The organism is Hanstruepera sp. CR43, assembly GCF_055227665.1.
Map to the genome: position 1 here is coordinate 1,257,527 of NZ_CP200078.1, position 19,462 is coordinate 1,276,988.

19 protein-coding genes and 1 tRNA gene are annotated in these 19,462 nt (G+C 34.3%); 5 read left to right on the plus strand and 15 right to left on the minus strand.

The annotated features are described in order from the left end of the window. The first annotated feature begins 61 nt into the window (after positions 1–61). The 4 genes from ACKXGU_RS05795 to ACKXGU_RS05810 all read left to right on the plus strand — a co-directional run bounded on the left by ACKXGU_RS05795 (position 62) and on the right by ACKXGU_RS05810 (position 2,081). A complete protein-coding gene (locus ACKXGU_RS05795; RefSeq protein WP_463467110.1) occupies positions 62–511 on the plus strand; it encodes an STM3941 family protein in 450 nt (149 codons plus the stop codon). Positions 512–579: 68 nt separating this feature from the next. Further along, positions 580–1,176 carry a hypothetical protein gene (locus tag ACKXGU_RS05800; RefSeq protein WP_463467111.1) on the plus strand — a complete coding sequence of 199 codons (597 nt, stop codon included), beginning with the start codon at positions 580–582 and terminating at the stop codon, positions 1,174–1,176. A gap of 63 nt (positions 1,177–1,239) precedes the next feature. Beyond that, positions 1,240–1,659: a hypothetical protein gene (locus ACKXGU_RS05805; protein ID WP_463467112.1), complete on the plus strand. Its 420-nt coding sequence runs from the start codon at positions 1,240–1,242 to the stop codon at positions 1,657–1,659. Positions 1,660–1,847: 188 nt separating this feature from the next. Beyond that, a complete protein-coding gene (locus tag ACKXGU_RS05810) occupies positions 1,848–2,081 on the plus strand; it encodes a hypothetical protein (RefSeq protein WP_463467113.1) in 234 nt (77 codons plus the stop codon). Between the two features lie 358 nt (positions 2,082–2,439). Here ACKXGU_RS05810 and ACKXGU_RS05815 read toward each other — a convergent pair whose 3' ends face one another. The 7 genes from ACKXGU_RS05815 to ACKXGU_RS05845 form a co-directional block, all read right to left on the minus strand. Continuing rightward, positions 2,440–3,021: a hypothetical protein gene (locus tag ACKXGU_RS05815; protein ID WP_463467114.1), complete on the minus strand. Its 582-nt coding sequence runs from the start codon at positions 3,019–3,021 to the stop codon at positions 2,440–2,442. Positions 3,022–3,066: 45 nt separating this feature from the next. Then, entirely contained in the window at positions 3,067–3,750 is a 684-nt protein-coding gene (locus ACKXGU_RS05820) for a hypothetical protein (RefSeq protein WP_463467115.1), read from the minus strand. Positions 3,751–3,758: 8 nt separating this feature from the next. Then, on the minus strand, positions 3,759–5,078 hold the full coding sequence (locus ACKXGU_RS05825; protein ID WP_463467116.1) for a tyrosine-type recombinase/integrase: 1,320 nt from the start codon (positions 5,076–5,078) through the stop codon (positions 3,759–3,761). Positions 5,079–5,133: 55 nt separating this feature from the next. Then, positions 5,134–5,206, minus strand: a tRNA-Met gene (locus ACKXGU_RS05830). Positions 5,207–5,263: 57 nt separating this feature from the next. After that, a complete protein-coding gene (locus ACKXGU_RS05835; protein ID WP_463467117.1) occupies positions 5,264–5,446 on the minus strand; it encodes a CPXCG motif-containing cysteine-rich protein in 183 nt (60 codons plus the stop codon). 72 nt (positions 5,447–5,518) lie between these two features. After that, positions 5,519–6,334 (minus strand): leucine-rich repeat domain-containing protein, encoded by an 816-nt coding sequence (locus ACKXGU_RS05840; protein ID WP_103051760.1) that lies wholly within the window; start codon positions 6,332–6,334, stop codon positions 5,519–5,521. 100 nt (positions 6,335–6,434) lie between these two features. Beyond that, entirely contained in the window at positions 6,435–8,342 is a 1,908-nt protein-coding gene (locus tag ACKXGU_RS05845) for an ABC-F family ATP-binding cassette domain-containing protein (protein ID WP_463467118.1), read from the minus strand. 80 nt (positions 8,343–8,422) lie between these two features. On the opposite strand from ACKXGU_RS05845, the gene ACKXGU_RS05850 reads away from it, so the two are divergent. After that, positions 8,423–8,815, plus strand: a complete 393-nt coding sequence (locus tag ACKXGU_RS05850) for a DUF983 domain-containing protein (protein WP_463467119.1) — start codon at positions 8,423–8,425, stop codon at positions 8,813–8,815. Here the strand turns inward: ACKXGU_RS05850 and ACKXGU_RS05855 are convergent. The 8 genes from ACKXGU_RS05855 to ACKXGU_RS05890 form a co-directional block, all read right to left on the minus strand. After that, positions 8,796–9,845 (minus strand): NAD(P)/FAD-dependent oxidoreductase, encoded by a 1,050-nt coding sequence (locus ACKXGU_RS05855; protein ID WP_463467120.1) that lies wholly within the window; start codon positions 9,843–9,845, stop codon positions 8,796–8,798. The genes ACKXGU_RS05850 and ACKXGU_RS05855 overlap by 20 nt on opposite strands. An 87-nt stretch (positions 9,846–9,932) precedes the next feature. Continuing rightward, positions 9,933–10,832, minus strand: a complete 900-nt coding sequence (gene porN / locus ACKXGU_RS05860; protein WP_463467121.1) for a type IX secretion system ring subunit PorN/GldN — start codon at positions 10,830–10,832, stop codon at positions 9,933–9,935. Positions 10,833–10,885: 53 nt separating this feature from the next. Beyond that, complete coding sequence (gene porM, locus ACKXGU_RS05865; RefSeq protein WP_463467122.1) at positions 10,886–12,439, minus strand: type IX secretion system motor protein PorM/GldM; 1,554 nt, start codon at positions 12,437–12,439, stop codon at positions 10,886–10,888. A 61-nt stretch (positions 12,440–12,500) separates the two neighbouring features. Beyond that, positions 12,501–13,148 (minus strand): type IX secretion system motor protein PorL/GldL, encoded by a 648-nt coding sequence (gene porL / locus ACKXGU_RS05870; protein WP_463467123.1) that lies wholly within the window; start codon positions 13,146–13,148, stop codon positions 12,501–12,503. A gap of 65 nt (positions 13,149–13,213) precedes the next feature. Next, positions 13,214–14,584, minus strand: a complete 1,371-nt coding sequence (gene porK, locus ACKXGU_RS05875) for a T9SS ring complex lipoprotein PorK/GldK (RefSeq protein ID WP_463467124.1) — start codon at positions 14,582–14,584, stop codon at positions 13,214–13,216. Positions 14,585–14,743: 159 nt separating this feature from the next. Continuing rightward, positions 14,744–15,910: a formimidoylglutamase gene (locus ACKXGU_RS05880; RefSeq protein ID WP_463467125.1), complete on the minus strand. Its 1,167-nt coding sequence runs from the start codon at positions 15,908–15,910 to the stop codon at positions 14,744–14,746. A gap of 6 nt (positions 15,911–15,916) precedes the next feature. Further along, the gene (topA, locus tag ACKXGU_RS05885) at positions 15,917–18,391 is read right to left on the minus strand and encodes a type I DNA topoisomerase (RefSeq protein ID WP_463467126.1); all 2,475 of its coding nucleotides are present in this window, start codon (positions 18,389–18,391) and stop codon (positions 15,917–15,919) included. Between the two features lie 150 nt (positions 18,392–18,541). Beyond that, a complete protein-coding gene (locus ACKXGU_RS05890; RefSeq protein ID WP_463467127.1) occupies positions 18,542–19,327 on the minus strand; it encodes a hypothetical protein in 786 nt (261 codons plus the stop codon). Positions 19,328–19,462 lie beyond the last annotated feature (135 nt).

Sequence of the window (19,462 nt, forward strand, 5' to 3'; positions counted from 1 at the left end):
AATTCATTAACTTTAATTCCATAACTGACGGTTATAGGAGATCGTTGTATCGAATTAGTGAATGACCAATCTAGGTACCAGAGTTTTTAAAAGAAATAAGATAAAAGACTTATTCTTTTTTTTATTATTTACCACATTTACAACTATAGGGTTTTCTATACATAAAGAATCTAACGTGAAAAGTTTAATCAGTATAGTCTTTTTTGGAACAGGTTCATTTTTGTTTTTAATTCAACTAATAGCAAACTTTAATTACCTGAAAATAAACAATGAAGGGTTTGAACAGAGATCCCTCCTGACAACAAAAGGTTTTAAATGGAAAGATGTCTCCAATTTTGAAGTTAGAAATTTTCGCTGGAACGAAAGTATCTACTTCGACCACAAAGATGAATTTGGAAATCATAATTGGAAATCAATTACCTCAAGCTATACTATTAAGACGAAAGACTTAATAAAATTAATGAGAAAATATAAAGATAACAGTAAAAACATGCTACACGACCGTGTATAATTCAATGCTGCGGATTTTTACGTTACGAAACCATAGTTAAACCGTTACCACACATTTGAACAAACTAAATGGACTTAAACGACATTAGAGAAAATTATAGAAATTTTGACGATTATAAAATCGAAAAAATTGCTTCCGAAGAAGCTGGCTCTTTAAGACCAGAAGTATTGGAAATCCTTAAATCGGAAATCAAAAAACGAAATCTGAATGAGAGCTTGCTAAAAAGTGTTGACTCACAAACAAAGGAATTGACCAAATCTGAATTTGAGGAATACTGTAAAATGTTGAGAAATCATCCTTGTCCTAAATGCAATTCTAAAACAAGTAAACTAAATGTTTCAATGGTTGGTAGAGTTGTAAGTATGTTGTTGTTAACCAACTATGAGAAAAAATTAAATGTGGCCTGTTCGGATTGCCTTGATGAATTGAATAAAAACGCAAATATGAAATCGGCACTTTTAGGTTGGTGGGGATTTCCTTGGGGACCGATTCAAACAATTCGCTCTTTTATGTTCAATTCCAAAATGAAAAAGAACAATCGGACTGAAAAACCTAATGAAATATTCCAAAGTTTTGTTCTAGGAAATATCGGAGTTTTAGAGGCTTTCAAAGACAATCCTGAAAAGCTGACTGAATTTCTTAATCGGATTAATAATAAAAACTAAAAACGTGTTACAACAATATATAATCGCAATAACTGACGGTTATACGACACCGTTGGCAAAAATATGAAAAACGAAAAAAATACTATACTGGTAATCGGAATTGTGCTTGGATTGATAAGCACTCTTGCAAGATTAAGTGTTGCTGGTTGGCTTTTTCTTTTTGGAATAATTTCAGCACTTGTATTCGGAATAATTCACTTGATTTTTTTATACCAATTATCGAATGATTTTGAAAAACTACAATCGTCTGACAAAAAAATCGCTTGGATTGGAATTTTAACTTATCCAATGATTTTTCTATTTCAATTTGATTTTGGAGATAGTGCTGGAACTTTTTATGTTTATGAATATTTAACCGGAGAACGAACATCAGATTTTGAGCATTTCGCCTTTTATATAGCAGTAGTTTCTGGAATAATTTATTTAGTGAATTTTATAATTTGGCGAGTGAAAATAAAAAATACAGTTGCCAACAACGTGTAACGCGCATTGCTTCTGCTTTTATTCCAAAAAATGCTCGCACTTTCACTATCTTGGATTCTTAATAGGAAAATCCTGCGGATTTTTACGCAACGAAATCATAGCCAAACCGTTGTATAACATTCTGAAAGATGATCATTTCACGGATATCAATATTGTTAAGTATAATTGGACTATTCATTGGAATATCAATGCAACATCATTTATTTGTGGGATACCAAACCGCCACTGGAAAGACGCAAGCCCTTTACGGACTTGAGCAATTGGCATATATTGAATATGCATTGTTTGGGTTAATTTCACTACTTCTTTCAGTGATTTCTATTTTTAAAAAGGAAAACAGAAAAACTATTATTCTGACTTTAAGCCTGTCCATACTTTCTATACTTGTTTTTGTACTTGAAATATGGAGATTATTCATTTGACAAACAAACGTTTTACAACAACAACTATGGTTGATTACTTCCAATTTTCCTTGAGGAAAATCCTCGGGCATTTTCTCGCAACGAAATCGAAGATTTAACGAAGTTAAACCATAACCAAACTGTTACTTGTAATTTATGGAAAACACTTAAAAAATATAAATAGCTAATGAATAGAATTTTAATCATTCTAAAATTTTGTAATAACAATTATTGAGGTTTGTGTGTAATTATTTTATGGTTTTTAGACCCGAAAATAGCTGTTTTAGGCTACAAAAGTCACCTAAAACAATGGTTTGTTGCTCTCGTTTGTATTTTGTGATAATTTTTTATCACAAAATTATCACAGTATTTATCACAATTAATTTTGTTCCAAATTCGGAAATATAAACCCCTTCAAATCGGGCACTTCAATATTCTTGACTCCTTTTATATTGATAAATTGGTTCAACTTAGCGTCATCTAATAGAAACTTTTCTACTAACTCTAAATTGAACTGCTTATTTTTTTCATAAGTACTATGAAATTTAAACTCTTTGAAATACTTTGCCTGCTCTGTTTTGACAATCAGGATATCATTCAGGACCTTATCAAACTCATCTGTAATGTTTTGTGGCAAATGACCATCAAGTTTCTTTAAAGCCCTAATATATCTATTTAACTCCTGATCTGTCACCTCTTGCTTTCTATTTTCTCTCTTTCTATAAATCCAAACCATAAGCTGAAGAAAATCCTTCGAATAAATCACTGATTCTATTCTATCCTTTACCTGTTCTTTGTAACAGTAATCACCATTAAATACGCTCTCTAACAAGTCTCTTAAATATGCAGAACTCGTTTGATTTTTTTCTTGAGCCTTTTCTTCAATAGATGCCTTTAGTTCTTTGGGTAACCTAAAGTTTATGGAAGGGTCGCTATTCTTAATTGGTTTTTTCTTTGACATAATGATTTACTTTTAATGGTAATCTTGAACTTGATGCTTTCAATACTATGAATTTACTCTGAAAACTGTTTTAAGCAAAAACTTCTCTGCTTCCTCATCTGTTACAAGTATTTTATTTCCTTTCTTTTTAGGTAAGGGTTTCGTATTCATACTATGTTCTGCTTTTGCTACATTGGGAATATTAATCAGATTATTTACTGTTTTTAGGTCTTCCTTCTTGATTTCCCCTTCAAGTGGATTAGTAGTTTGGTGGCTTTCCTTTTTGAAATTTTCTTGCAAATAGTCCCAATGCTCCTGGAAAATTTCCATCTGCTTCTCAAATGAAAACAATGTCTCTTCTCGAATGTCCTTGATGTCTGTTCTGATATTATCATACATCCATTTGGAAATCCTGACATAAAAGACGAGGTTCTTTAAATAGTTATCCAATAAAAAACGAAAAGAAGGATCGTTTAGTTCTTCCTTTAGATCAAATAAGTCATAGGTGTTTTTACCCAATACCAATCCTTTTGGAAGAATGTAAAAGTTGGATGGATTGCCATCTAGCGCTTTATTGCTTCCATCCTCCTTGATAAGGACAACCGTATCAAACACGCCATCAAACTTTTCATGATCCCAATTCCCTTTTGGGTCTAGTTCCGTGTAAAGCCTTCTGGGTATATAGAATATGAAAGGTTTATAAAGCCTTTCTATAAATATCTGGTGTTTGTCCTTGAGTGATTCTTCCATGTTTACATTTAAGATTTTATCAGCTCGGAATAATCTTCAGGAAGTTCGGCATCAATCTCTCTCAAATATTTCTCAAGAGCTTTCATGGATGAATGACCTGTTATTTGCATTAACTGACTCTTGGCTTCAAACGGTGTAGCAGTCTTTCTAATTTGTCTGTATAATTTCGTAATAAAAGTATGTCTAAAACTATAGAGTCCATATTCTGGTCCAAGTCCAAATTTGTCCTTGACTTTTGTTTTGAACCTTTTTGTGAAATAATCCCTTTTATTGCTTAATTCTGTGTCCCATTCACCTCCTAGACCTTCTGGGGTGAATAGGCTTAGATTCTTGTCCATTTTTGCTATGTCAAAAAGTTCTTCAAGCATTAGATCTGGAATAATCTTCGTCTTTTGAGGACTGTTCTTGGCCTTAAAGCTGACTTTCTTATTCCTTATGTCCAAATCACCAACATTCAACCTACAGACCTCTATAGGTCTTAAAAAATTATAAGATATAAATTTGATGAAAAGCAGGAGATCCTTATCATGTTTTTCTAAGTGTTCAAATATTTTTTCTTGCTCCTCTTTTGAATAAGACTTATTTCGCTTTGGTGTCGATTTAAGAACGGGGATTTTTTTAATGTAATTGACCTCAATAATGTCATCATCTTCTAATGCTTGAAACAAACTACTTAGATCCGTTCTATAATTGTTACGATTCCTTGGACTTGTTCTCTCCAATATCTCATTTAAAAAATCCATAACAACTCTCTTATCAATTTCTGATATGGTATTTTTTTCAGGGTGATTATCATTTATCCAATCGGTAAATGTTTTAATTCGGTTTTTAAAGCTCTTTTTGGTCGTATCACTCAAAAGCTTATCCTTTAGCTTTAAACCTCTTGAAAAGGCATCTTGTATGGATATAGATGGTTTTACAACATCAATTGACCCTTTCGCCTCTTCAATGTCATAGCATGAATTAGATTCCTCAACTTTCTCAACAGAACTTTTTTGATTTCGTTTATCGATAAGCTTAGAATTATCTTCAAATGGATTAAAACCTTCTTTTAATAATTGCTTTAGCTTGTTTCTGTAAACTGTTAGAACCGCCAAACGGTCTTCTTTGGAATTATAATTATTTGCAGTTCCATAAATATTCTTCATCCTTTGAAGCTTTCCTGTTTGAGGATTTCGGAATGAAAAATAAACATACCAGCGCCTGCTTAAATTACCATTGGCATTGTAGATTTTTGGGGAGGAGAAATTTTTCTTTTTTAGCAAATTGTGTTCTAAAACGTGTTCAATTCCGTGTTCATCGGCAAGATAATCATTTAATGTAAACATAAAAAAAATGGTTTTGCGTAAACAAAACCATTGATTATAAACCGATTATCTTTAGTAGCGGGAACAGGACTCGAACCTGTGACCTTCGGGTTATGAGCCCGACGAGCTACCTACTGCTCTATCCCGCGATATGGACTGCAAATATACAATGCTTTTTAGATAAAACAAGGGTATTTTAAAGATTTTTATTGTTCAATGCTAATTGCTGAAAAAGAATGGAGTTCACCTGCTTTAAATTCAAGAGTAAACTGAATAGGATTACAGCACACCTCACAATCTTCTATATATTGTTGAGATGGAATCGAACTATCCAACATTAGGGAAACCGTTTCCCAACAATATGGACAGGTATAAAAGTGTTCAAACATGAATTTTAAATACAAAAAAAAGAGACCATAAAATATGGCCTCTTTATTAAACAATTACTAAAAAACTTAAAATCAATCATTGTCGGTGATCGTGGTATCTGCATTATTTAAATCCATAAAGTTAGGATTGTTACCATTCACCATGCTAATGTACTCTTGGTTTAATTTGTTATCACTTACCATAAATGTAGATAATTTAGGAAAATAAGATAACTCAAAGGGCAAATCACCTGTAAATTCATTACTCGCTAAAACCAATTCTTCCAGTTCTGTTAGTGCAGCAATTTCAACAGGAATCTCACCAGAAATCTTATTATCGATTAAACTTAATTTTTCTAATTTGGTGAGGGATTTTATTTGTGTTGGAATCGTACCTGACAACATATTGCTACCAAGTAACATTTCCTTTAAACTTGCTAAACCTTCAATAGACTCTGGAATATCACCAGTTAAACTATTGCTGTATAATTTTAATACTTCAAGATTGTGAAGGTTTCCAATTTGAGCAGGAATCTCACCTTCAATACTATTCATAAATAATTCCAACGAAACCAGATTTTCTAATTCACCAATGGAATTTGGTAAACTACCTGTAATTTTATTGAAACCTAAATTCATAGATCTTAAATGAACTAAATTTCCAAGCTCTTCAGGAAGACTTCCTTGAAGATTATTAAATTCTAAATTCAATGCAACAACTTGATCATTTTCGGTTGTAACACCATACCAAGTATTGATTGATGCATTCAAATCCCAAGTGTTGACCCATTCGTCACCATTGGTTGAATTGTATAATGCTATTAAAGCTTCTTTCTCGCTATTTGAAACGTCTGCAAACGAAAATGCAGTTAAGAAAAGACACAGTAGTGTTAGTTTTAAGGTTTTCATATTCAATAGATTTGGGATTAATCTGAATCAATATTAGAACAAAGAACGCTTAAAACCAAAAATATTCGTTGAAATACTATTTTGTGTAAGAATTTACATATTAATTATACGATTCGATAGCATCCTGAACGGATTCCCAATCTACCATCAATGATTCCAAACGGTCTTTTTTAGCCTGATATGTATCGAAAAATGTTGGGTCAGAAACAACCTTATCATAATTAGTCGCCAATTCGACATCAATAGACTTAATATCCTTTTCCAGCTGATTTATTTTGGCTTCTATATTGCTTAATTTATTGGTAAGGGATTTCAATTTCTTTTGAGATTCATAAGAATCCTTATTACTCAATTTCGGAGTCTGCTTCACAACATCACGTTTTTCAACCTCGCGAAGGTTTTCTACATTGCGTTGTTCCAAATAAAAATCTATATTCCCTAAATACTCCTTTATTTTTTGGTCTTTGAACTCATAAACCGTATCGGTTAAGCCTTGCAGAAAGTCCCGATCGTGAGACACTAAAATTAAAGTTCCTTCAAATTTCTTTAGCGCTTCTTTTAAAACATTTTTTGACTTTATGTCCAAATGGTTGGTAGGCTCATCCATGACTAACACGTTAAATGGCTGTAACAGTAATTTGGCCAAAGCCAATCTGTTTCGCTCACCACCTGATAACACCCGAACATATTTTTCCACTTCATCACCACGAAATAAAAAGGCTCCTAAAATATCCCGAACACGACTTCTATTGCTTTCATTGGCCGCATCAATCATGGAATCTAAAACTGTTTTACTGCCATCTAAATATTCTGCCTGATTTTGTGCGAAATAGGCGATTTGAACATTGTGGCCTAAATTTAAATCCCCTTGATGTTTTATTTCACCTACAATAATTTTTGCTAAAGTCGACTTCCCTTGACCATTTTGCCCTACAAAAGCCGTCTTGGTATCTCTGGCTATAGTGAGATTGATATTTTTTAAGACTTGTAAATCGTCATAGTTTTTAGACACGTTTAAAGCTTCAACCACGACTTTGCCTGGTGTAACAGATACTGGAAAATTTAATGACATCACACTGTTATCATCTTCATCAACCTCAACGCGTTCCATGCGATCCAATTTTTTGATTAATGATTGCGCCATAGTGGCCTTGGAAGCCTTGGCGCGGAACTTTTCTATTAATCGTTCAGTTTGCTGGATTTGCTTTTCCTGATTTTTTTGAGTTGCTAATTGCTGCTCTTTAATCTCTTTTCGCAATACTAAAAATTTGGAATATGGTTTATTGTAATCATAAATTCGACCCAACGAAATTTCTATTGTTCTATTAGTAACATTGTCCAAGAACATCTTATCGTGAGAAACAATAACAACAGCACCAGGATAATTTTTAAGGAAGCCCTCCAACCAGATAATAGATTCGATATCCAAATGGTTTGTAGGCTCATCCAATAGCAATAAATCATTATTTTGTAGTAACAGTTTTGCCAACTCAATGCGCATGCGCCAACCTCCTGAAAATGTATCGGTTAGATTATTAAAATCCTCCCGTTTAAAACCCAATCCTTGAAGTATTTTTTCTGTTTCACCCTGATAATTGTAACCGCCAATAATTTCATATTGATGCTGTAAATCATTTAAATCAACCATTAATTGATGATAACCGTCACTTTCATAATCGGTTCGCTCAGCTAATTGCGTATTGATATCTTCCAGTTTAGCTTCAAGTTCCTTTATTTCGGTAAAGGCTTCGTAGGATTCTTCTAATACTGTTCGACCAAACTCAAAATCAATATCTTGTTTCAGAAATCCAATCTTAAGGTTTTTATCGGCAGCAATTTGTCCAGAATCAGGTTGCAATTCCTTTGCAAGAATTTTAAGCATGGTAGATTTTCCAGCACCATTCTTTCCAATTAACCCTATACGATCTCCTGAAGTTAACTTAAAAGTGATTTCTTCGAACAAATACTCGCCTTGAAATGATATTGAAAGATTATGAATGTTAAGCATTATGTTACAAAAGTTACAAATTGATGTTGTTTAAAAGGTTAATTTTGTGTAACCCAAAATGCAAAAGTAAACTTTTAAAGATGATTAAAAAAGGAACCAAGCTATATAGTATTTTGACTGGCGCATGTCCTAAATGCCACCAGGAATCCATGTACGAGAACAAGAACCCATATGCCTTACAAGATGTCTTAAAAATTAACGAAAAATGCTCTCATTGTGGAACCAAATATAGAATGGAACCATCTTTCTTTTATGGTTCAATGTACGTAAGTTATGCTGTGGGTATTGCCTTTGCCGTTGCAGCATTTGTTATTAGCTATGTGTTTTTGGAAAGTAGTCGGAATATCGCGTTTATCTCAATTATAGGAACACTGATTGTTTTTATGCCCATCATCATGCGCTTATCAAGAAATATTTGGATTAACCTATTTATGAATTACGATAAAAATTTGGTTAAGAAGAAAATCGATTAATATCAATTTCCGGATTTAGGGGTTTTTCTAATTCAACATAATTAAATAATTCCTCTGAAATATAGGGTGCTATCATCACACCTCTTGTTCCCAAACCATTTATGATATGGATATTCCTGTAATTTGAATGCGTTCCTACCAAAGGTCTTCTATCCTTAACGGTTGGCCGGATTCCAGCTACTTGATCAACGACATTAAAATCGCATTTTAAAAAGACCTTCAGTTTATCAATCATCTCAATTTTTGCATCTTCTGTCACTAAATTGGTTTTATCTTCCCAATTATAAGTGGCTCCAACAGAATAGAGATTGTTGCCTTCAGGAATTATAAAAACAGAAGATTTTATGGCAAAATCAATGTTTAATTCTGGTGCTTCTATGGTCAACACTTCTCCTTTGGTCCCATTCAATGGTAATTGATTGAAATATGGATTTTTTTTCATTCCAAATCCTTCACAAAACACCATATTAGAAGCATGAATATTTTCATATTCAACATAGCTCTCATAAGTTTTTAGACTGTCATAATTGAATGGTTGTGATTTCAAAAGATTTTGGTTATCCAAAAACATCAAGTACTTATCGATTAATGTATTGGTATCAATTCTACCAGCTTGTAAAACTTCTCCAAAACCAAATGGCACATCAATGGCGGGATTGCTATTTTTAACAATATTTCCAGATAAAAAGGGTTCTAATGTTGGCTTATCCATGGCCGTAAACCACAGATTTTGCTCTTCGATTGAAGAAAACCGTCTTAATAGCCCAAACTCATAATCTATTTTAGTGTGAAGTAGTCTTTCTAAATCCTTATAAAATGGTTTGGCGAGTTGTAATTGCCTCTCGGCCATCCAAACTTCTGAAAAACGTTTTAGGATAACTGGATTGTACATACCGGCAGCAACCAAGGAGGACTGTTGCGAGCGATCATCAAATACTAAAAATGATTTGTCGTGCTTTCGCAATTGCTCACAAAATGCAATTCCTGCCAAACCACAACCAACAACTATATAATCTACTTTATGCAACATTAAGTCCTTTAAAATCTCTTGCAAATATCGTAATAAAAAACGCTCACTGAAAAGTGAGCGTTTAAACCTTTTATTGCAGGACCTAAATTAATAAGCCCACATATCTAATTCGAAGTTTCGAATCTTCTCCTTAATTCTGTCAGATTCCAATAACTGCATCAAGGCATTTTCAGAGATATATTCGGTAACCTTACGGTCTCCATAAACATTTTCCTCTTTATAAACATAGCCGTTGAAGCGTCTAGAGTTTAACAAATGATCAAAACTGAATGGTACAGCACTATTCTCATTGTTAAAAGCCTTGGCTTCATGCAAAATTTCTCTAGCATCTGGATAGAATACCCAAAACAATGGAATTGGTTCTTTGTTAGCCTCATCATCAGAATCTAAAAAGTTAACATCTGGCGCAGCAGGTGCTATACCTATTAGACGATATTTCATTTCCGCTTGTCGCTTGTCAAAATACCACAAACCTTTCATTAGATAAGCACTAATATTATAAGAAGTAATATCAGTTTTAACGATATACTCTGGATCTACATATCCATCAGCGTTATATTGTTCATAACCAATATCTAACGTATCAATTTTAGACATACTTGCTTGTAAATCTTTAATTGTGCGCTTGGCAGTGAAATAAGAATCATCGTAAATGTTTTCTAATTCTCCTTTTTTAACACTGTTCCAAAGTACATCAAATAACGATCGTCTGTTCTTACCAATGTTATTGGTATCCACAGGATAGTATAATGGGAAATTAACACGCTCATCAAGAACGACGCGTTCCCATGTCATTTTAGAATACATAACGTCTCTGTCATCAACATAGCCGTATTCTAATGGTTGATCATTGTCCAATGCTTTTTGCGCTTCAGTTCTAACACCAATTTCTTCAGGTGATTTCGCGCTCAATAAATTGGCTTGCGAAAATGAAGCAGTCACAAAAGACATACTTAAAACGGTTAATAATAAACTTCTTAATCTCATCTGTTTAAATTTTAGTTATTAGGGCTTATCATTCAGATGCTTAAACCTTCTTTTTAATTTGTAAGCTCAACAATTACAGAAGAAACTCCTTTTAGCTTATAAGAAGAATTTCCTTTAATTTGAGCTTTAATATCAAATATGACAACTTGATCACCACGTCTTGCTTTACGTAAAGCATTTTTCGCTTGGGAGTTTAACTTAGTACCATTTACAGACACAGAAGGCTGACCTGGAACCTTAAGCTTAAACGAAGTTACTTGAATTGGCAATTCGAAATCAAAATCTTGCAATTCTGCACCAATAGTTGAAATCTCAACACTATTACGTGGTAACTTAATTATATCATTTGATTGACCACTTACAGTACCCGTAGGCTTTGGAATATCTTTAATTCTAAAGGTAGCCTTATCACTAACTTTTTGTCCATCAGGCAATGTACCAGATACATTAATTGTAACTTCTCTACCAGAACCAGGATTCATGTTATATTTACCAACTCCAGAACCTTTACTTAAACCAGGTGCACTAGCAGATACATTGTTATCTGAAATACCTGCGAAAGAAATAGTCATTGGGTTTGTTACACCACGATAAACAACATTCATCTTGTCAGCAGAAATAGTTGCTGAATTTGGTTTTGGCACAACAGCATAAGTCGACTTAACCGGAATAGAAATGATAGAGTCTCCTTCCTTAAATTGGAATTCACCTTCAATTTCACGCTCACCAACAGCTCCAGCAGGGAACTTTAATAATGTTTGACCTGCTTGCATAGCTGTATCAGCTAATGTTTGACCATTAATAATTACTTTGTCAGCTTTTAAGGTTTTATCGTTCTTACCAAGGATAATACGTCCAGTAAAATCTTCACCTGAAAAGAATGCTGTTTTATCTGGTACAACAATTGCATCAAAATTCGTTAAAGATGCTTCCACTTTTAACTTACCAGCTAACATGGATGATAAAACTTCAGATTCCGTAGTTTTAACATCAGCTTGTAATTGAGTCATTTTGGTTAACGATGCCACCAAAGGGAAACCTTTATAATGGTAATCCAACCAATCAATTTTGTTATTATCTCTGTTCGTTACTGGATCGGTAGCAAATTTCTTTTTAACGTCATCAGCAATACTAGCCATATCCGGATTAGTAGCCAATACAGCCACTACACCGTCTCTAAATTTAGCTATTTCGTCAATGAACTTTTGACCTTCAGGCTTTAATTTTTCACCTATGAAAAAATATTCATCCAAGAAATCACCTTTATCCATGATTTCATAATCTTTAGGATCTTCAACAGTAGCAGTCATTTTACCTTTCAAATCCACAATGTAAGAATTGAAATCATTTGCTAATGTTGATATTTGATCCGCTTGCATTTTCAAAGGTTGGTATTTAGCTGGTTGTTCAGATACCTTTTCAGCTAAACCTTGCATAAATGCTTCATTTCTTTGAGTTGCGGCTTCATTTGATTCGCTCAACTTTTCGTTCATCAAACCAAATGCAGAAAGCACCTCTTTAGACATATTAAGTGCTAGCATTGCGATAAACACCAAATACATCAAGTTAATCATTTTCTGTCTTGCAGATAATTTTCCTCCTGCCATTTCTAATTAGTTTTTAAGTTATAGTTATTGTTTAAATAAATATTTAGTTTATAAAAACTAATTAGCTTTTGTGCATTGCAGAAAGCATACCACCATAAACACCATTTAAAGATGATAGATTAGATGCCAATGATTGCATTTGTTCTTTTAGTTTGGTAGCATTTTCAACAGCTTCTTCATTGATGGCTGCTTGACGATTAACGCTTTCTAATTGTACTTTGTAAAGGCTGTTTAAAGATTCCATTTGAGCTGCTGCCAATGATAATTCTTCACCATATTTTTTAGTAGCTGCAATAGAATCTACTGTAGGAGCAATTCCTTTTGCTGCACCTTCAAAGTTTTTGATGCTATTTCCTAATGAACTCATTAGTTCACCATCAATTTTCGCTTCTTTTAATAAATCGTCTAATTTTTTAGACAACATACCTTCAGCGTCTTTTGGTTGCTCTTTCTTTTTTGAAGTACTAGCTCCACCTGCTAATTCAGGGTAAACTAGAGACCAATCTAAATCATCATCAACAGGTTCAAAAGCTGAAAGCGCAAATATAATTGCTTCAGTTACAAGACCTATTGTTAACATAACATTACCTGTTAATGGTCCTATTTCAAAGTGAATGATTTTAAAAAGTGCTCCAACGATAACGATTGATGCTCCTAATCCATAGGCCATTGCCATGAATTTCTTGAATGCTCTTGATTGTCCTGCCATAATTTCTGGTTTTTTAGTTAAGTATAAATACTTAGGTAGTTTAATAAAATTTAGTTATAGTTATTTTAGTTTTTTGCGTTTAAGGTTACATCTGTACCCATATAATCCTGTACAGTTCTAAACCCGATGTAACTTCTAGCTGAATCAGCATATTCGTAATCTCTTGAACTTACTTGCATATAATATGCCACATCTTTCCAAGAACCTCCACGAACAACTTTACGTTCGTTGTTTACATCATTTACACTAGGGTTTACAGATGAAACAAACTCGTAAGAAGATGGATCATAGGATGCATGAACCCACTCTGAAACGTTACCTGCCATATTATATAAGTTATAATCGTTTGGCTCATAAGATTTCGCTTCGACAGTATATAATGCCTGATCCGCAGCATAGTCACCTCTCAAAGGCTTAAAGTTTGCCATAAAACAACCTCTATCATTCTTGGTGTAAGGACCACCCCAAGGATAGGTAGCTGCTTGAAGACCACCTCTCGCCGCATATTCCCATTCAGCTTCTGATGGCAAACGGTATTTAGGCACATTATGCTGTTTCTTCTCTTTTCTATATGCATTGTGGTGTAACCATCTCCATTCACAAAATGCTTTGGCTTGTTTCCAAGACACACCTACTACTGGATACTCATCGTAAGCAGCATGCCAGAAATAGTCATTGTGCATTGGCTCGTTATATGAATAAGCAAAATCACGAATCCAAGCAGTAGTGTCTGGATAGACTTCTACTTCTTCAGTAATGATGAATTCAGAACGCTTTTTGCCTTTGTTTTTGGCTTTAGCAGCCTTTTCAATATCCATATATCTATATTGGAACTTGAACTTGGTTACATCCCAAGTACGTTGCCCGTTATAAGACTCTTCCGCTGGTAGGTACATGGTGTCCATAACTTCTGCATAGTACTCATCGATATAATTAGCCGTATCAAACTCAATATCAATGTCTTTGTTTAATTTTCTGCCTTCGTATCCTGTAGGTCCTAATCCAGCATAATTGTCATACATATACTTTTCGTATACAGACATATTATCTGGGTCTTGATCAACAAAAGCATAATCACCAATAGTTCCTGCATCAGCTTGTGTCATTCCAACTTCATCAGCTAAAATAGCTAGACGAGTTCTAATAGTTGAGTCACGAACCCACTCTACAAACTGCTTGTATTCACTGTTAGTAATTTCGGTAGCATCCATATAAAATGAACGAACCGTAACGGTCTTTGCAGGTGCATCATGAATTCCAGCCAGATCATCGTCTGCCTTACCCATAATAAATGCCCCACCAGGTACTAATTCCATACCATATGGCTTCTCGGGATGCCATTTTTTTCCTTTAACTCCTACTAACTGACCCCTGTCACCAGAGCCACAACTTGTCAGTATAGCTAAAACTGCGGTTAATAAAAATAATTTCTTCATATCCATAGAAAACTCGAGGTTAATAATTGCCTTAAAAAATTTAAGAGCGTAAACATATTTATATATTTTGTAAAAAACAACTTTTTATCAAAAAAATTTACGTTTCATCGTAAAAAAAGTGCATTTTACCGATAAAAACATCGACGAACGGTAATGCATTTACACACAATTCTTTTGAAACGCTTTATACCAACGCTCTGGAACCTTATTGTTACAGGCGTCGAGATAATCTTGATGCATGCAAGGTAATAACGTATGCCTTTTTAATTTATTATTTACTTCTTCTAAAAAAGGTATTTCAATCCACCAACGCTCTGTCTTTTTACTTTTATAGAATACCAATTCTTGTAAATCTGCTAAAGTAATGAATTTTTGATAGTTATCATCATTTAAAAAATCATCATCTTTTACTCTAAAATTCACACCTTCAATAAAATACCACAAAGCTTGTGAAATCAATCCAGCAGTAATTTCATCATCTTGAGAAGGTTTATATTCAAAAAGGCCGAATGAAGAAACCTTATTGCTGATACCCGCATAACGGGCAATAGCACAAATCTCCTTTCCATCCAATCCATTGGGAGACGACTTTTGTTTTAAACTGACCTCTGAAGCCTTAATGGCATTCATATCTACAGTCACTATATTAGCATCTCTCATGACCGGTTCAACAATGGTAATGTTCTTGGAAACTTCACCTAATCGGTAGGACTCAAAATAGAGTTTATCCATGAGGTCAATTTCCTCTTGCGAATTATAATAGGTTTGATAGCCTATGGAAGCGTAGTTAAATAAATTGTATGGCTGATCCAATATAATCTTACCTACAAAACTGTTGTTTTTTATTGGTTTGTTGGAATCTCCTAAATCAAACCTGGAATCAACATTAACAATATTGACCATAGGCTGAATGGAATCATAAGCCCTATATATAGGATAGGTTAAATCTTGACTTCCACCCAATATAATAGGTATAATATTTTTTTGGACCAATAGTGACACTGCAGTCTTTAAAGCAAAATAGGTGTCTTCTACTGTTTCACCTTTATTTATATCACCCAAATCAACTATTCGGGTGTGCCAGTTCCCAGGGTAAAGTTCATAAAGTGCTTTGCGAATTTCATTAAGACTAAACTCCTCACCTAAATAATTGACATCATTTCTGTTTTCTAGAACACCTATGATTGCAATTTGCGCATCATCAAGATCTGGGAAGCCATTTTGTTTGGAGTGAATTGTAATTTTTTTTCCGAGTGATTGCGACGACAACAATTCGTTATGTGCCACAACCGAATCTGAAACTGGAGATAAAAAATTAAAATTCATGTGCCGCTATTTCTTTTTAGTAGTTTTTTTCTTTTTGGGTGCGTTCTTATCCAAGATGTCTTGAGCTTCCTCTAAAGTCATTTCGGAAACATCGACTGTCTTTGCCAATTCGACTTTAGTTTTGCCTTTAATAATATGGTGCCTTCCCCATCTTGCTTTTTCAACACGAATTCCGGCATCTTCCCAATTGTGGATTAATTTATCCTTTTCTTTTTGAATTTTATCCTCAATCAATGTTATGATATCGTTATCAGATAAATTATCCCAATCGTATTGCTTGTTCACATTAATGAACATGTTATTCCACTTAATGAATGGACCAAAACGCCCTTTACCTTTTTGGACAGGCAATCCTTGATACATATATATAGGAGCATCAGCTTTTTGCTTTTCTTTAATCAAAACGACAGCATCATCCAACTCAACACTTAATGGATCGACACCTTGAGGCAGTGACACAAATGATTTCCCAAATTTCACATAAGGACCAAAACGGCCATTATTGACCTCAACCTCTTGACCTTCATAAGTCCCAAGTGCTTTTGGCAACTTAAACAAATCCATAGCCTCTTCATAGGTTATAGTGTTCAATTGTTGGTCTGGTGACAAACTAGCAAACATGGGTTTTTCTTCTTCATCGGCTGTTCCAATTTGGACCATGGGACCAAACTTACCTAATCGAACACTGACTTGGCGACCCGTTTTTGGATCTGTTCCCAAAATGCGTTCCCCAGATTCTCTATCCGCATTTTCTTGAACATCTTCAACTTGAGGATGAAAGTCTTTGTAAAAATCTTTCATCATTTTAGACCAATCTACTTTACCATCAGCAATATCATCAAAATCTTCTTCGACCTTGGCGGTAAAATTGTAATCTAATATTTGCTCAAAATGGTTAACCAGGAAATCGGTTACAATCATACCAATATCGGTTGGTACCAATTTACCTTTATCGGATCCAACTTTTTCAGACAATTGCTTCTCCTGAACCTGACCATTTTCAAGCGTTATTTGCGAATAATTTCTTTCTACACCATCAACCGAACCCTTCTCGACATAATTTCTATTTTGAATAGTTGAGATTGTTGGCGCATAAGTAGATGGTCTACCAATACCCAATTCCTCCAATTTTTTAACCAATGAAGCTTCCGTATATCTTGCTGGTGGCCTTGTGTAACGCTCTGTTGCTGTAATATAATTGTTCAATAAGGTTTCATTAACTCGCATGGCAGGCAACATTCCATCTTGTTCAATATCCTCATCATCTGTTCCTTCCAAATAAACTTTTAAAAAGCCATCAAAAGTGATAACCTCGCCATTTGCAGCAAACAACTCATCGTGCTTACTTGCAGAAATCTTGACATTGGTACGCTCTAATTTAGCATCGGTCATTTGTGATGCAATAGCGCGCTTCCATATTAAATCGTATAATCGGGCTTGATCTCTTTCTACACTTACAGATTGTCTTGAGAAATCCGTAGGTCTGATGGCCTCATGCGCTTCTTGAGCACCTTTAGCCTTACCTTTGTAGTTTCTAGGCTCACTATATTCATTACCATAAGATGATTCTATAGCAGCTTTTGCGCCATTGCGGGCTTCGTCAGATAAATTCACACTATCTGTTCTCATGTAAGTAATCAAACCAGCCTCGTAAAGACGTTGCGCCATTGTCATGGTTTTACTCACTGAAAAATACAACTTACGAGAAGCCTCTTGTTGTAATGTTGACGTAGTAAACGGTGCAGCTGGTGATTTTTTAGCTGGTTTTTTATCTAATTCCGCAACTTTGAAATCTGCAGAAATATTCGCCTTTAGAAAATCTTCAGCTTCTTTTTTAGTATTAAAGTTCTTTGGAAGTTTCGCTTTGAATGTCTGCCCTTCCTCATTTGAAAATTCAGCATCAATTCTAAAGGAGGCTTGTGGCTCAAAATCCTGAATTTCGCGTTCGCGCTCTACAATTAATCTTACGGAAACAGATTGTACACGCCCAGCAGATAGTCCGCCTTTAACTTTTCTCCAAAGCACCGGAGACAACTCGTACCCTACTATTCTATCTAAAACACGTCTTGCCTGTTGCGCATCGACCAAATCATAATCTATTCCTCTAGGATTTTGAATGGCTTTTTGGATGGCCGTTTTCGTAATCTCATGAAAAACAATACGTTTGGTTTTCGCTTTGTCCAAATTTAAAGATTCGGCCAAATGCCATGCAATAGCTTCTCCCTCACGATCCTCATCACTTGCTAACCAAACTATCTCAGCTTTTTTGGCAAGCTCTTTTAATTTTTTTACTACTGCTTTTTTATCTTTAGAAACCTCATACTTCGGTTTGAAATCACCATCAACATCTACACCTAATTCTTTAGAAGGCAAATCGGCAATGTGACCAAAACTGGATTCCACTTTAAAGTCTTTCCCTAAAAATTTCTCGATTGTCTTTGCTTTTGCTGGCGACTCAACAATTACTAAATTCTTTGCCATTTATCATTTTTTAAGGCTACAAATGTATATGAAAAAAAGTTTATGTACCTAATTTTCAATTTTCATAACCTAAAAATTAACACCGGTTACATATAAAAAACCTACATTTTAAATGCATAAAATGTAGGTTTCAAAATATTTTATTTGTTATTATTCAACAATATGATTCACGGGTTTGTCATCATTATTAAACCCGATGACGTTTTTATAAACCAGGTATGTTGGGTGATATACAAACGCAGCTGTAAAGAACACGCCTACTCCGCAAAGTAAGAGACCTACTATTTCGGCCAATAAAGAAGAAACTATAATTAATCCGAATACCAATAACCACTTTTTATTTCCTAATGCAAAACTACCTTTTATGATATCGCTAACAGAGAGTTCGGGATTGAAGGCAAAAAACATGGTAAAAAACGACATAGGAACCATGACATATATAATAGGTATAAAACACAATAATGCGGCTATGATAGAAATAACTAACGACGCCAACATCAAAACAAACAACTTGCTCAAATGATTTCCTTTAACAAAGTAGAAAAAATCCGCAGTTGTAACCTGCTCATCATGGTCGAGCATTTTCATAATTCTATAAAACCCGGATTGAAGTGAGAGAGTAACAACACTCAAAACCAACATGCCAACGAAAATCAAAACAATAAACAACAAAGAAAAACCGGCAAAAACCGCATTAAAGGCTTCCATGGAATCGGGATTTGCACCATCTGCTTGTACTTGAGCAACCATAGCCATAATAAACGGCACATAAATTAAAATTATAAATGGCAGCATAATCAGAACAGAAAATAATTGCAGCAAAAAACCTTGCACCCAAGTTTTTTTAAAAAGCTCAATAGAATTGCTGAAAATTTCACCAAAATCGAGAGAAGGAGCGGTTTTGACGCGCTCTAAAATTGAAGTAATTGTGTTCATACTATTTGAAGTTTGTTAGTGTTTCATACCAAAGTAAGGATTATTTAGGAGCATTCATAAAATAATTTTTATTGTCTGACACTTTGTCACTGTTTTGAAAATAATCGTAACTTTGCAACCGCCCATAATTTCTGG

What these genes read in the sequence shown, in the direction of transcription:
- ACKXGU_RS05840 (WP_103051760.1), bottom strand. Translation starts at nt 6,334, where the DNA reads ATGAAAACCTTAAAACTAACACTACTGTGTCTTTTCTTAACTGCATTT.
- porN (WP_463467121.1), bottom strand. Translation starts at nt 10,832, where the DNA reads ATGAGATTAAGAAGTTTATTATTAACCGTTTTAAGTATGTCTTTTGTG.
- topA (WP_463467126.1), bottom strand. Translation starts at nt 18,391, where the DNA reads ATGGCAAAGAATTTAGTAATTGTTGAGTCGCCAGCAAAAGCAAAGACA.
- ACKXGU_RS05815 (WP_463467114.1), bottom strand. Translation starts at nt 3,021, where the DNA reads ATGTCAAAGAAAAAACCAATTAAGAATAGCGACCCTTCCATAAACTTT.
- ACKXGU_RS05855 (WP_463467120.1), bottom strand. Translation starts at nt 9,845, where the DNA reads ATGTTGCATAAAGTAGATTATATAGTTGTTGGTTGTGGTTTGGCAGGA.
- porK (WP_463467124.1), bottom strand. Translation starts at nt 14,584, where the DNA reads ATGAAGAAATTATTTTTATTAACCGCAGTTTTAGCTATACTGACAAGT.
- porL (WP_463467123.1), bottom strand. Translation starts at nt 13,148, where the DNA reads ATGGCAGGACAATCAAGAGCATTCAAGAAATTCATGGCAATGGCCTAT.
- ACKXGU_RS05805 (WP_463467112.1), top strand. Translation starts at nt 1,240, where the DNA reads ATGAAAAACGAAAAAAATACTATACTGGTAATCGGAATTGTGCTTGGA.
- ACKXGU_RS05800 (WP_463467111.1), top strand. Translation starts at nt 580, where the DNA reads ATGGACTTAAACGACATTAGAGAAAATTATAGAAATTTTGACGATTAT.
- ACKXGU_RS05890 (WP_463467127.1), bottom strand. Translation starts at nt 19,327, where the DNA reads ATGAACACAATTACTTCAATTTTAGAGCGCGTCAAAACCGCTCCTTCT.
- porM (WP_463467122.1), bottom strand. Translation starts at nt 12,439, where the DNA reads ATGGCAGGAGGAAAATTATCTGCAAGACAGAAAATGATTAACTTGATG.
- ACKXGU_RS05795 (WP_463467110.1), top strand. Translation starts at nt 62, where the DNA reads ATGACCAATCTAGGTACCAGAGTTTTTAAAAGAAATAAGATAAAAGAC.
- ACKXGU_RS05845 (WP_463467118.1), bottom strand. Translation starts at nt 8,342, where the DNA reads ATGCTTAACATTCATAATCTTTCAATATCATTTCAAGGCGAGTATTTG.
- ACKXGU_RS05825 (WP_463467116.1), bottom strand. Translation starts at nt 5,078, where the DNA reads ATGTTTACATTAAATGATTATCTTGCCGATGAACACGGAATTGAACAC.
- ACKXGU_RS05820 (WP_463467115.1), bottom strand. Translation starts at nt 3,750, where the DNA reads ATGGAAGAATCACTCAAGGACAAACACCAGATATTTATAGAAAGGCTT.
- ACKXGU_RS05810 (WP_463467113.1), top strand. Translation starts at nt 1,848, where the DNA reads ATGCAACATCATTTATTTGTGGGATACCAAACCGCCACTGGAAAGACG.
- ACKXGU_RS05880 (WP_463467125.1), bottom strand. Translation starts at nt 15,910, where the DNA reads ATGAATTTTAATTTTTTATCTCCAGTTTCAGATTCGGTTGTGGCACAT.
- ACKXGU_RS05850 (WP_463467119.1), top strand. Translation starts at nt 8,423, where the DNA reads ATGATTAAAAAAGGAACCAAGCTATATAGTATTTTGACTGGCGCATGT.
- ACKXGU_RS05835 (WP_463467117.1), bottom strand. Translation starts at nt 5,446, where the DNA reads ATGTTTGAACACTTTTATACCTGTCCATATTGTTGGGAAACGGTTTCC.